Below are 13770 nucleotides of genomic sequence, written 5' to 3'. Positions count from 1 at the left end.
GATTTTCCTTATCGGATTGAAATTCTTTCCATGCTTCGTGAGATTACCAGGCGGGAAAAAAAAGGAATCCTTCTCTCAAGTCATGATCTAGACCTCGCAATGCGCCTTGCAGACCGCCTCTGGATCATGAACCGTAACGGTAAATTCCATGCAGGAGCACCAGAGGATTTAATACTAAACGGCAGTATCTCTGACGTTTTCAGCACCCAAAACGTCCAGTTTGACAGTGATAATGGACAATTTACAGTACCGTCAGCATGTAAAGGTTCAGTCTTAATCTCCGGAGAAAACGGAAAAACACGGTTCTGGACCATGCGGGCATTACGGCGGATTGGATATCAGATCGATCATGAGAAAAAACCGATGATAACCATACACATTACCACAACCCCTACCGGCCTTTGCTGGAATGTATTTTCAAGCAAAGGGGAGGCTTCATTCATGAACCTGACTGATCTTACCCAGTGGATTGAAGAACCACTTCCGGGAGCAGTATAATAAAATCTTTGTATTGGCGAAACAATGAAAATCGCAGTTTATGGTAAAGGCGGTATTGGAAAATCTACAATATCTGCTAATCTTTCAGCAGCAATTGCCCACAAAGGTCTGAAAATTCTTCAGATCGGATGTGATCCCAAGCATGACTCTACCCGACTCCTTCTTGGTGAGAATATCCCTGTAACTGTACTTGATTACGTGAAAAATACTCTACCTGGCAACAGGAGACTTGAAGATATTGTATTCAGGGGATACCAGGGAATCGCATGTGTGGAAGCAGGAGGACCGGAACCGGGTGTCGGATGTGCCGGGAGAGGAATCATTACCATGTTCGAACTTCTTTCAGAGCTTGGTCTTGATTCGCATCAGTTTGATATCACCCTCTATGATGTATTGGGGGATGTGGTCTGTGGGGGATTTGCAGTCCCGGTCAGGGAAGAGTATGCTGATGCAGTCATAATTGTGACATCAGGTGAATATATGTCCCTGTATGCGGCAAATAACATTCTTCTGGGCATTCAGAACTTTACGAATGAAAAAGGTCGTGTTGCGGGAATCATCTTCAATGAACGAGGTCTCGATGATGAACTCGAGAGGGTTACCCGGTTTGCACAAGCTGTCTCGCTCCCGATTCTCGCTCATATCCCCAGAAGTGCCCGATTTGCGACTGCAGAACAGGATGGAAAACCTATCCTTGAACTCTTTCCCGATTCTCCTGAAGCAGCAATCATCAGAACGCTTGCTGATCATATCATAAAGATCCAACCAGGAGCAGCATCGCTCCTGCATATCGGCTCACCGCTCTCTGACCAGGACAGGGATACCTTGGTTATGGAGCGAAAACCATCCGGATCCATTGAATCATACGGGCCTTCGGTGTCCCAAACAACTACACGATCAGCACTGTCGCCTTCGGTGAAGAATAAACGGCCACTCATCGGATGTGCCTTTGCAGGCGCTGTTGTGATTGCGAACCAGATTTCAGGGGCAGCAACCGTGATGCATGCACCAGTCAGTTGTTCACTCCTGATTGGTGAGAAGATTATTGGAACCGGACTCAGAACATCACAGGTTTGTAAGACTCCATATCAGATATCGGCTTCAGAATCCTTGTTCAGCACAAATCTGGCAGATAATGAGTTTATTCATGGAGGAGAGATTCGGCTTGCTGATACCATTGAAGAAGCAATTTCCAGAGGTTACACCTGGATCTTTGTGGTGACATCCTGTGTTCCTGGTTTGAACGGAGACCGAACCAGGTATATTGCCGGGCAACTTCACAAAAAACACCCAGGCACCAGGATCATCCCAATTTTGGTTGATGGTAATATTACAGGAGATTTTTCACAGGGAATGATCCAGGCATACCGGGAGATATTACAGCAGGTAGTTCCCGGAGAACTCTCATCTACCGAACGGTCAGTTACCCTTGTTGCAGAGCGAATCTTTGCACCGAATGAAGAGCGTCATATCAAGGTGATTGAAAAACTCCTGAATCAATTGGTAGTAACCATCAATTGCCGTATCTTTTCCCAGTGTCCTATCACTAGTATTTCTCAGGCTGGTCGATCCTCGCTCTTTCTTCCGACTGATTCTAATGATTTTACTGATAGTATCAGACCGCTTATCGAGTCTGCATATCACCGTCCCTTCTTAAAGTACCCTCTCCCGATAGGACGACAGGAGACTGAGATCTGGCTACAGGAAGTTGGCTCTTTTTTCGGACGTGAAGAAAGTGTGAAGATAATGATTCAGGATGCCAGGAAAGAGTACGAACTGAATATCTCACAAATCAGAGATCGTATGGCCGGAAAAACCCTCCTCATAACCACTCAAAAACGATCTATTGACTGGATCTTGGATCTCGCGATGGATTTGGGAATGATAGTACTCAAAGTTGGTATTCTCTATTCTCCATTCAATGATACGTTCCACTCCCGGTACGAAGATCAGATCTCGTTTAGTCATGGATATGATGTACAGAAGCGATCAGAGGATATCAGGAGTCTGCACCCGGATCTGGTGTTGTATACTTATCCATCTCTTTCATCACAAGATTATGCAAAGAGCGATCTTATTCCATACTCTCCGGGGTTCGGTTTTTTTGCTGGAATTCAATGGGCTAAACGATTGAGCAGGATAATCAGACTCCCGGTTACTGAAGGGTGGAAATACGACGGGATGGAGATGGTATGATAGATGATGCTGATGGATTTCTCGGTGCTCTTCTTGCTATAGAAGGAATCACTGATGCACGAGCGGTGATCAACGGTCCGAACGGATGTAGGGGATATCCTGCATACCTGTCCGATCGTCTCTATCCCCGTGAGTACTCCCTCAGCCGGAGGTACTTTGAAGAATTATTCTTCTTTGGGCAGTCTCGAATTCCCTGTACCTATCTTGATGCAGATGATTACATCACCGGTTCAACCGAGAAACTACAAAAGATATTGCCATTAATTGCAGAAAAGGGAGACACGCTGATCGCTCTCATAAACTCTCCAGGTGCGTCACTTATCGGGGATGATCTGAACCGGTTTATCAGGCAGGCAGGTATGGACCATAAATGTCTGGCATTTGAAGATGCATGGTATTCAGAACCAGTTTCAGTCGGGAACGATGAGACTGTTCTTGCCCTGCTTAAATGGCTCCGGTTACATCCACTTCCAAAAGTTAAAAAACGGGTCAATCTTCTTGGACTTTCTCTTTATCAGCGGTATTGGGAGGGAAATGCTGAAGAACTGGTTCATCTCTGTGAACTGATGGGACTACATGTGATCTCCCGGTGGACCGGTTCAACCGTGGCAGAGATTCGCGAATCAACAGCTGCTTCACATAACCTGGTAATCTTCCCTGAGTTTGCTTCAAAAACAGCAGTATGGTATGAACAGAAATACGGCATTCCCGCAGTATTATCCCCGGGTGGTGCACCAATTGGATTTGATGCAACAGAACAATGGATACAATCGGTCGCTACTGCACTCAAAGTGGATCCTGCTCCTGCACTTGATCACATACATTGCCAGAAAGAATGTGCATTCCACATCATCGGAAGAGTTTCCCACGAAGCTTCTTTCATCAAAGGCCTTTCATTCGGAATCAGAGCACCCGTATCCTGGGCACTTCCCCTGGTCACCTGGTTGTACACGTATCTGAACATGTTTCCGGTATCTGTTCAACTCTTCCCAGGAGGGGACCCCATCCAGAGACAACAACTTACTGATCTTCTAATGATACTCCAGGAAACTTCGATACTGGGAGTTGATCCTAAAACAGTGCAACCTGATTTTTTCTTTTCAGAGGGTATTTTTGGGAAACATCTTTTGGCTGAAGGGACATGCAAAAGTTATCTCGATCTCTCTAATCGGATGTATACTGAGATCGATTTTACCCGGAAAACCCTGCTTGGAGGATCTGGAGCACTTTTTTTGCTTGAATATATTTTTAGAGAGACATATAATTCCCAATATTTAGAGTGAAAAAAGGTTTATAAATGTGTTGATTTGATTTGTTTCAATAAAATTAAAATTAAAATAATTTTTACGTGAAATGTAATGATAATTAGAGATTAGATAAAAAAATACAAAATAACAATATTTATATGAATAAAAATCAAGTAAAAATTAGCTAATAAATTAGCTAGTGAATTTTATGAGTGGACATGGCAAGAAATTGGAATCTCATGGTGCAGTCCTCATCGTGACCATGGGAACAACACAGTCAGAAGGAAGGGCAGTTGTACAGAAATGTATGAAAAAGATGCAAGCAGCATATCCGAAAGCAGAGGTTACCTATGCATTTACCTCTGAAGGAGTCCGCCTCTCACTCGGTGAACAGGGAGAACAGGTTCCTGGCCCACTCGGAGCTCTTTCAGCACTTATTGAGAAGGGGCATTCACAGATCGTTGTGCAGCCGCTCTTCCTTACATCCGGGGCTCTATACCATGAGTTATACCCGGTCATCAAGGCATTAAATGAGCTCGCCGGAGCCCATGGAGTTCTTAAATTTAAAGGCATTCTCATCAGTACTCCATTGGTAATGTCTGCAGAAGATTACGAAGAAACCGCAAAAGTGCTTTCTTCTCTGTATTCTTCTGGAAAGGATGAAGCAGTTGTTCTGGTCATGCCAACTTCTGAAGGAGGAGCAGATCCCTCACTCTGCCAGCTTCAGATGACTCTTGATGACATCACCAAAACCGGAAAGATCTGTATCGGTACTATCGACGGATATCCAGACTATGCGAAAGTCAAATCACGACTCAGTCATATCGGAGCTAAAAAAGTTCGTCTCGTCCCAATGGCAGTCGTCCCGGGCATCCATGCCTGGATCCAGATCTCTGGAGAAGCAAACAAGGACTCCTGGCAGAAAGCTCTCGAACGTGATGGTTTCACCGTAACCGTGGATTCAGTCGGCCTCGGGGAGTATGATCAGATCCTTGACCTCTATGTCAAGAGATTACAGGCACGGGCAGCTTCTCATTCATTCCTGAAATAACCAGGGAAACTTCATCTTTTTTAGCCGACAAGCAACAGACGGGACACAGACCTGAAAATAGGTTATGATTCATATGCAATAAGCACAGCACTGAGTTTCTTCTCCATCTCATTGAGATCCTGAACCTGTTCAGGCTTGAGTGGTTTGTACTTCGGAGTTGCAAGAACATACATTCCAAGCTCTTTCTCAAGTTGTAGTCCGGTTAAGGTAGCATACTTCCGACACTCGGCAGCAATTTTTTTGTGATCTGTAATTTCTCCAAGAGTTATTACTTAATGAAAAGGGGACACGAAATGGTAGAATTCAAGATTTTAGAGACTTTTCGAAGATTATTCGCAGACATTCTTTTCACCATTGACTTTTTTTGTCGAATCCAGGTTCGATATGGCATTCGTACGGATCCTTGACGGTGGTGATAAAAACCTCATATTCTGCTCGGAGCTTTATGAGGTTACATCCATATCTGATAAGGTTCGGTTAGTATTTCTAAATTTCGCAAAAATAATCAAAATACGCCATTTTTTTACTGCCGAGTGTCGTATACTTGGTTCTTCACGACGAATATTCACAACCTGTAACCATAAAAATCGCTGAAAATGCCTTTCAAAGCATCAAAAAATTGAATCCATACTTTTTTGGGAAATATCAGGGATAGTTACACTACCTGCTGACCTGTGATATTATCTGACTCACAAAGATCAACAAATACCAATCCCTCCTGAAACACTACTTTTCCAGGGAGGATACCAGACAATCCGATCATGAATAAGAAATTCGTATCAGAGAACCCGGTACACTCCCGGGTTCCCAAACCGCGAAGTGAGTGAGTCCTTTAATCGGCTGATTCTGACACTTATTCAGAATGAAAATGAGCAGGACACACATCCAACCATGCGTAATATTCTCATATCCGGTAACATAAAAAAAATGAGTGATCTATTTTAGTCTTAATCTTCCTATTTCATCGACAAAAAATGACCACTTCATTAAATAATCTGATCCCCCTATTAGGTACGTAAGAAATTCATGCCACCTGAATCTGTTCAGATCTCAAGTTCAGTCATCCAGGATCTACAAAAATCATTTCCTCTTATACAAAGGACATATGGCGTTAAAAGAATTGGAATATTTGGATCTTTTGCCCGTGGAGAGGAGAAACCGGAAAGTGATGTAGATATTCTTGTAGAATTTAATCCTGGAGAGGCAACCTTTGACAATTTTATGCAACTTGCTTATTTTCTTGAAAACATCTTCTCAAGGCATGTAGATCTCCTCACCTGTGACGGAGTGAGCAAATACCTTCGTCCCTACATTGAAAAGGAAGTAATCTGGTATGAAAGATGATAAAATATTTCTAAAACACATACTTGATGAGATAGAATTTTTACAGACAAAATCGGACACTTTGTCCTATGACCAGTTGATATCAGATAGGGATATTGAGCATGCGATTACCCGGGCCCTAGAAATAATCGGAGAAGCATCGAAAAATGTTTCATTAGAAATCCGTGAGAAGTACCCTTCTGTTCCATGGAAGGACATAGCAGGAATGCGTGATAGAATAATTCACGGATATTTTTCGATAAATTATGAGATCGTGTATGATGTAGTGAAAAGAAAGATCCCTGAAATTGAACCAGTAATCAGAACGGTCCTTTCTAATCTCGAAAGAGAAACCTGAACATATCTCATCAATAGTTTTGCCACGACATACCGGGTTCACCCGGTTTAAAATCCTGAAAATAGGTTATGATTCGTATGCAATAAGCACGGCACCGAGTTTTTTCTCCATCTCATTGAGATCCTGAACCTGTTCAGGCTTGAGTGGTTTATACTTCGGTGTTGCAAGAACATACAATCCAAGCTCTTTCTCAAGTGCCTGTACCTTCTCAAGTTGTTGTCCTGTCAATGTTGCATACATGGCTTTTCACCACGTTTATACAGGATCTGTGACTTTAAAAAGGATTGCTGAAGAAATATTTCAAAAGAATCAAAAAGTTTGAACTCTGATTTTTTGGGGTAATATCAGCAATAGTTACACATCTCACAGAAGAATTAAAATCCTCTTCTGAAACACAACAAAAAAGAGCCATTATGTCTGATTCCATAGACCCACACTCATCTGAACTCCCTGACAATACCACCGAAAATCTCTTCATTACTTCATCAGGAGAAACAGCCTCCAGAACTGATGATTCAATTATAGTAAGACTTCCCCCGGGAAGGGTTGTCCTCTCCACTGCATCGGTAAACGGTGGATTCAGGACAGACATGCAGGCGGTAATTAATCACCAGTTATCTCACGACGCAATCCATTCACATCAACTTGAAGGCGGCAGCATTGAGTCCTACCTTGCCAAAACAGCAAAACGGCTGAATCTTGATCCAGATACTACCGCCGGACTGCTAACCGCTGCAAAAATGAAACATGCTGCAGTTGTTACTGAATCTTTTCGGGGCCTGGAGGTCACTGCGTTGATCACCGCAGGCATAGAAGTCAACGGAGGACGTGCAGGAGATCCTGCTTCGTATTATCAGGAATCCGGAAAAATTACACCCGTGGGAGGCACTATCAACACCATCCTTATCATTAATGCAGATCTTCCTGAACGAACCTGTATACAGGCTGTAATCACCGCTACTGAAGCGAAAACTGCTGCACTCCAACAGCTCATGGCACAGAGTCAATATTCATCAGGAATTGCTACCGGATCGGGAACGGACGGGATAGCGATCATTGCAGATACAACAAGTTCTCAGCGCCTGACTGATGCCGGCAAACATTCAAAACTTGGTGAACTTATCGGAACCGCTATTATCAAAGGAACAACTGAAGCTCTCAGCAGACAGTCCGGTTTGAACTCATTATCACAGCGAAACCTGATGGTCAGACTAGCCCGGTTTGGCATTACCGAAGAAGAGATCTGGTCCGTTGCAACAAAACTTGATGGCGAGAATCGGCGGGCATGCTTTATCAATTCACTCAGAGAGATAGCACAAGAACCGGCACTGGTATCAGCAGTCTCGGCAGTCATTCATATCCATGACGAGATATCATGGGGTCTGATTCCAGCAGTTGCAGGTCAGATGGCAGCATGTAATGTACTCTCTGTAATTCCCTATCTGGCGGAAATTCGAAGCAAACACGCAGATAGTGTTCCTTTATCACATCAGATAAGTGTACTTGAAAATCTGAAGGTTACCATTGCATACATTGCCAAGCAGAAGTACCTCTCCGGAACTAAGATATCCTGTAATGCCCAGGATACTTCGTAATCAGAACTCAGTGCCGATGCGGGAATCATGCCGGAATCAACCATTGAGAACCCAGGGTAGAGAGATGAAACCAGTATTTCATGCAATATAATGCCTGACCTTTCCCTTACCCATAACCAGTGAGTGGAGGAAAAAACTGAGTTCGAAGGATCAAGATCGATTCAGTAAACATCTCTGTGAGTTCCGATTTATACTAAAAAGGCGCTCATACATAAGAGATCGTGTTTGTTGCATAACGTTCTGATACTAGAGTAACCAATATGGTGTCAATGGGATAATAACATGAATGGAAAGGAAAAGTTGTGAAATATCAGAGGATTATTGATTATATAAAATCAGACTCGTATTTTGTCACCAGCCATGCACGAAATAGAATGGCTGAACGTGAGATCTCAACTTCACAGTTAGAAGATGCCATATTATGTGGAGAGATAATCGAATCGTATGAAGGTGATCTACCCTGCCCATCATATCTTCTTCTTTCAACAGCTAACAATATTTCACCACATATCGTAATAGGAATGTGCAAAGATCATTTGAGAATAATTACATGTTATTACCCAGATGAGAACGAATGGATAAATTATCGGGAGAGAAGACAATGATGCCGGATCAATGTTCTTTTTGTAAAGGAACACTACGGAAAGGAACAACTGAATTTATGGCTCGTATAGGTTCAGAAATTATCGTGATCAAAGATATCCCTGCATTTGTCTGTGATCAGTGTAATGAGTCATATTTTACTCCGGAGTCATCACGAAAAATAGATCAGATTATTGAAGAGGCCAAAAAAGGTCCCATTTGTGGCACACCTCTCGCTGCGATAGAAGTAAGTATCCAGGAATGAACCTGGATCATCAATATCAGATCGATTTTCTCTGGTAATATCGAGTTCCTCATTTTATATCATAAGCAGGTTCTCAAGAAAACGATACAACGTAATTTATCATGGAAAACACCTGCCAAAATCGGAATTCTTCGATTTGAACGTGACATTGTAAAGGTAGATTTTTTCGTTAAGTTGAGGAATACAGAGATCCTTTCAGATCTTTCGAGATAACATGTCACTTATTTCCTCATGACGGGAAACCGCAGAACGATGATTTTCAACTGGATTAGAATACCAGGAGTGACGGCTCCCCTCCCGAAGGAGAATACACCCCTGTTTGGTAAGATGCTGTATGAGTAATCTCCTCTTCATACCGGAACCTTAATCAATTCTTCCCGATAGGTTCCCCCTGCATCCGGAGAGCGTCTTCACGATTGAACTGAACTGCTTCAGTAAGTGTCTCCTTCAGACTCAAAATTAACTCATCATAGGATCGCTCTTGACAATTTACCCCGTGAATCCCTTCAATCCAACCAATCCACCATGGGCCATCTTGTTTGATAATTGCCGTGTATGAATTATATTCTCTCTCGGCGAGTTCTGAGCTATCGGCCATAAATGTATCAGTACAATTCAAAACCATAGATAGTTTTTCTTATTGCGTAAAGCACATCATTTTGAAATTATCGAGGATAAACGGAGATTATTTCAAACCATGCTATTCAAAAGTGATTATCAGTATAATGTAAACATTTTGAGGTGCTTCAGGTTGGTTATCGTAAGAAAACGGTCTTTCCTAATTTTGTTGAGTATCGGTGAGAAATTTAGATTTTCAGGGTTCACTCACTATATATCCCATTCATATGATCCCTGAAAATATACTCCAAAAACATCAGCGATCCAGCACCACCGACAACTGCTCTTTGAATGAATTCGATATCTGTGTACATTCTATTAGAGAGATCAAAATAACTCCTGCAGATTCCTGATAACGCCAGGTGTTCTCCACCTATTCCTTCTGCAAAGTAAAAATCAGGCAAAGCAGACTCAGCACTCACTTCTAACACAGAACTCAGGTGATGCTCTTTTAAAAAACTGAGTACCGATCTGCGTTGCTCTTCATCTCCGCCGTGTCCGATTTCTATGCAAACCGGGAGCATATTGAGATAGGAATAGAGCCAGGTCATCAGAGGCAATGCCCAGGAAACATCGGCACGAATACCAAAGGTAAGCCCCCTGATTGAGGATGCTTCATGAGAAGACCTGCTGATAATATGATAAGCTCGTTTCTTTTGGGTATTCAGGTACTCAAGAGCCAACCCCGGATCCACATTCAGGGCTGTTGCAACGGTTCGGATCCACGCTTCTGTTGCTGAAAATCCGATAGGTGCACCTTGCGGTGACAGAACCGCAGGAATACCAAACTCTTTTTCATACCAGGCGGCAGTCTTTGATGCAAACTCCGGAAAAATGACGAGGTTATGAGATGCTGAAGGAGACTCCCGGATCTCAGCTACCGTTGAACCAGCCCACGTTGAGATCACATACAGACCCATTAAAGTACACAAATGGATTAATTCCTGAACATTCCCTTCCCAATATCGTTGATACAAGGATAAACCAAGAAGGTTGACACTCCGTTTTACCTTGGGCAGTCTGTTTATGGTGAGCCATTTGAGTACCGCTACAACGGTCTCATCAAACCCGGTTGAAAGAGGCTGTGAATACCATGCATCCTCAAAGGCAATGCATCTCCCGGCGAGATCTGACTGCCTGATAAACCGGTTCAGGTCATCGCCTATCAATGATGCACCAGGAGAATTGATGATGGCAATCAGGGTATCACCCTTCTCTGCAATGAGTGGCATGATCGCTGCAAGTTTCGCTGTCGATCCAGCAATGTAATCGTCTCCGTCCAGGTAGGTGCAGGGTATTCTGGACTGGCCAAAATAGAATAACTCATCTAAACTTCTCTTGGTAGGGGAGGCATCCCTTGACAGCAGCCGATCCGCAAGATATGCAGGATACCCTCTGCATCCATTCGGCCCGTTGATCACTGCACAGGCATCAACAATTCCTTCCACTGCCAAAAGAGTACCGAGAAACCCGTCAGCATCGTCGATCATTGTATCCCCCCATCCTTCCTCCACCCTTCATTCATCGGGAGTCTGATTATCCGGCTCCATCGGTCGGCCCACTTGAGTCCGGCAAAAAAACCGAACCCCGGAGAATATGGAATAAGATCACCCTTTGCACAATCTTCTGGTGAGAGGGACGGATAGGTATACAACACCAGATCAGGGTTCAGGGTCCTGATATCAGCCGTTCTCTTCTTGAGATCATAGTCGTAACAAAAATCGATTGTCTTCTCATATCGTGACTGAAATGTATCATTAAATGGTGAATACAGAATACCAACCCGCAAAATTTTCATCCCGAGATCAGAAGCAAGATCCAAAATCCAGTCGATTGATCGTCGCTGTGTTGTTATCAGTACAGTTTTTCCGTTTAGGATCTCTCTGAATTGTACAATTTTTTGGTCATACTCAATCCATGCTTCCTTTATCATCATGGATGCACAATTCTGACGGTCAAAGACTTCTCCCACTGATCGCAACCAGATCTCCGTCTCAATAAATCCTATAGGAAGGGGATAATTTAGAAATGGGCGATGATATGTTGACTCTATGAATGTCCTGATACTCTCGCTGTAATCAGTAAGGTCTATCGGAAGAAAGAGTGACGATTCATTCGCTTTCATCAGCGATTTCACAGAGCACCGGTAGAGTAGACGGCAGTTCAGAGTTACTACCAGACGATTCAACATCTTTTCGATCGCCTTAATCTCTCTTTCCTCGCCAGGAGCAAAGACCCGTTCTCCTACCAACGTGACCGTTCGATTACCTGTTATCTTCTCCAGGGGAGGAACGTGCTGAAATATCTCTTGATATGCCTGAATCATCCCCTGGGTGAAATCTCCGGCAATGTTTCCATCCACCGAAAGCACTACGATCTCGACACCCAGATGTTTCTCTTTCAGTTGATCTGCAACATATCTGACCCGGTCGCCATTCAGACCCGGCACACATGAGGGTATAACAAAAATCCAGGTATACCCCTTGGCAATTACCTCTTCGATTGTACGTGCAAGAGACTCCTCTCCCCCGTGGGTGAACTCATTGTCAGTCAGATTAGTACAGAACAATGATTCAGCACTTGATCCGCAATACGGAACTTTTGAGATGCGGCAGGTCCTCATCTCGGTGGCAATAATCTTCTCGCGAATCATGAGAGAACAACTGGCAGGAGCATGAATGACTGTTGCTGCATCAATAAGCTGAGTGGTGACAACAACTGCCCCGGCAAATGCACATCCAATAAGTGGCAATTTATGTTTTACCGATGAAGAGTATTCTGAGAACTTTGGTTTCTCTGATATCTGAACCGGCCCATAGGATTCTACAGGGTGTTTGGACTTTCGGCCAAAGAGAAGATGCTCCAGTTCCTGATCAGAGAGCGGGTTCCCAAAATACAGGCCGGTACCAGACTCGATCCTGATATCTCTGATATGAACTGCAATATCTCTGAAGATTGAAGCTTCCTTGGATGTAGGAAAGAGCTCTAGGATCGTCTTTCCTTCTTTTTCTGCCCGGACAAATAGATCACTTTTCGGAATGCGGGCAATAATGGGGAGGGATACCGCTTCTGCAAACCTTACAACCCCGCTCTCTTCATCATCAAGTCCCCGTTCGTTAAAGATGATCCCGGCAACTCTCCCGGTGTCAGATGTAAAATTCTGGATGCCTCTAATGATATTATTTGCAGCATACAGGGACATGTACTCCCCTGAAGTCACAATTACTACAGCATCGGCATACTCCTCTCTGATGGGAACTGCAAACCCTCCGCAGACGACATCTCCAAGTACATCATACAGGATCAGATCAAATGCCTGATAATCAAGGCCCAGGTCTTCCAGCACTCGAAATGTTGAGATGATTCCCCGTCCTGCACATCCGACTCCCGGTTCAGGACCTCCTGCCTCAACACACGCCACTCCCCGGTATCCTGAATAGACAATATCTTGTAGTGAGCGGGTCTGCGGGAGCGTTCTGGAGATATAATCAAGAACGGTCATCGGTATAATACCCCCAATGAGAAGACGGGTGGAGTCATACTTTGGATCACACCCAATCTGAAGGACTGTGCACCCCATCTCTGCGAGTGATGCTGTAATGTTTGATGAAACGGTAGATTTACCAATTCCTCCTTTACCGTACAATGCAATTTTCATACGCCAGATATGCCCTCAAATATTGTATCCTCGAAATCTCCTCTGCTCAGATCTGTTATTTTAAACTGACTGTAATTCCATAAATATTTAGTTAGGTACAATATTCTTTAGTTATTGCATATCTATTATTGGTCCTTTCATCGCTCTTTTTGATCAGGATCTGAAAAGTCAGACAAGCAACACGGCATGATCGGAAATGTGATACGGCCTGTTCCCATTATTCCGCAGAAACCGTAAGATTACCAATTCTAACAAGAATCTATAAGATCAATTAATAATTTCACACTGAAGTTTACGCACATTATACGAAGTTAGCACAAGTTTTCATTCACAACTCCTATATCCTTTCAATTCGTATAAGCAAACTAATGCACCAATC

The 13770-nt window shown here is 43.4% G+C and carries 13 protein-coding genes; 9 read left to right on the top strand and 4 right to left on the bottom strand.

All coding sequences use genetic code 11. The features are described from left to right. From LUQ50_RS08860 to LUQ50_RS08835, 6 genes are all read left to right on the top strand, one after another. On the top strand, window positions 1-498 hold a 498-nt coding region (locus tag LUQ50_RS08860; RefSeq protein WP_367278982.1), incomplete at its 5' end, for a hypothetical protein. Window positions 499-522: 24 nt separating this feature from the next. Beyond that, window positions 523-2694, top strand: coding sequence for a nitrogenase component 1 (locus LUQ50_RS08855; RefSeq protein WP_300039320.1), 2172 nt, complete (start codon window positions 523-525; stop codon window positions 2692-2694). Continuing rightward, window positions 2691-3977 (top strand): nitrogenase component 1, encoded by a 1287-nt coding sequence (locus tag LUQ50_RS08850; RefSeq protein ID WP_300039318.1) that lies wholly within the window; start codon window positions 2691-2693, stop codon window positions 3975-3977. Before LUQ50_RS08855 ends, LUQ50_RS08850 begins: the two co-directional genes overlap by 4 nt. A 172-nt stretch (window positions 3978-4149) precedes the next feature. Further along, a complete protein-coding gene (locus LUQ50_RS08845) occupies window positions 4150-4992 on the top strand; it encodes a sirohydrochlorin cobaltochelatase (RefSeq protein WP_300039316.1) in 843 nt (280 codons plus the stop codon). 1026 nt (window positions 4993-6018) lie between these two features. Further along, on the top strand, window positions 6019-6336 hold the full coding sequence (locus LUQ50_RS08840) for a nucleotidyltransferase family protein (RefSeq protein ID WP_300039314.1): 318 nt from the start codon (window positions 6019-6021) through the stop codon (window positions 6334-6336). Beyond that, window positions 6326-6673, top strand: coding sequence for a DUF86 domain-containing protein (locus LUQ50_RS08835; RefSeq protein WP_300039313.1), 348 nt, complete (start codon window positions 6326-6328; stop codon window positions 6671-6673). Before LUQ50_RS08840 ends, LUQ50_RS08835 begins: the two co-directional genes overlap by 11 nt. A gap of 66 nt (window positions 6674-6739) precedes the next feature. Here LUQ50_RS08835 and LUQ50_RS08830 read toward each other — a convergent pair whose 3' ends face one another. Then, window positions 6740-6913 carry a hypothetical protein gene (locus LUQ50_RS08830; protein ID WP_300039311.1) on the bottom strand — a complete coding sequence of 58 codons (174 nt, stop codon included), beginning with the start codon at window positions 6911-6913 and terminating at the stop codon, window positions 6740-6742. A gap of 173 nt (window positions 6914-7086) precedes the next feature. Between LUQ50_RS08830 and LUQ50_RS08825 the strand changes: the two genes are divergently transcribed. From LUQ50_RS08825 to LUQ50_RS08815, 3 genes are all read left to right on the top strand, one after another. Further along, window positions 7087-8268, top strand: a complete 1182-nt coding sequence (locus LUQ50_RS08825) for an adenosylcobinamide amidohydrolase (protein WP_300039309.1) — start codon at window positions 7087-7089, stop codon at window positions 8266-8268. Window positions 8269-8570: 302 nt separating this feature from the next. After that, window positions 8571-8873, top strand: coding sequence for a DUF4258 domain-containing protein (locus LUQ50_RS08820; RefSeq protein WP_300039307.1), 303 nt, complete (start codon window positions 8571-8573; stop codon window positions 8871-8873). Further along, entirely contained in the window at window positions 8843-9115 is a 273-nt protein-coding gene (locus LUQ50_RS08815) for a type II toxin-antitoxin system MqsA family antitoxin (protein ID WP_300039305.1), read from the top strand. Before LUQ50_RS08820 ends, LUQ50_RS08815 begins: the two co-directional genes overlap by 31 nt. Window positions 9116-9482: 367 nt before the next feature. On the opposite strand, the gene LUQ50_RS08810 is transcribed toward LUQ50_RS08815, so the two are convergent. From LUQ50_RS08810 to LUQ50_RS08800, 3 genes are all read right to left on the bottom strand, one after another. After that, window positions 9483-9713, bottom strand: coding sequence for a hypothetical protein (locus tag LUQ50_RS08810; RefSeq protein WP_300039303.1), 231 nt, complete (start codon window positions 9711-9713; stop codon window positions 9483-9485). A 223-nt stretch (window positions 9714-9936) separates the two neighbouring features. After that, a complete protein-coding gene (locus LUQ50_RS08805) occupies window positions 9937-11223 on the bottom strand; it encodes a nitrogenase component 1 (RefSeq protein ID WP_300039301.1) in 1287 nt (428 codons plus the stop codon). Then, window positions 11220-13391 (bottom strand): nitrogenase component 1, encoded by a 2172-nt coding sequence (locus LUQ50_RS08800; protein WP_300039299.1) that lies wholly within the window; start codon window positions 13389-13391, stop codon window positions 11220-11222. The genes LUQ50_RS08805 and LUQ50_RS08800 overlap by 4 nt, the downstream gene beginning before the upstream one ends. Window positions 13392-13770: the final 379 nt, after the last annotated feature.

This window comes from Methanospirillum sp., assembly GCF_028679455.1.
GTDB lineage: Archaea > Halobacteriota > Methanomicrobia > Methanomicrobiales > Methanospirillaceae > Methanospirillum.
Note: the sequence above shows the minus strand (reverse complement) of the source record. Positions and strands in the feature narration are given on the sequence as shown.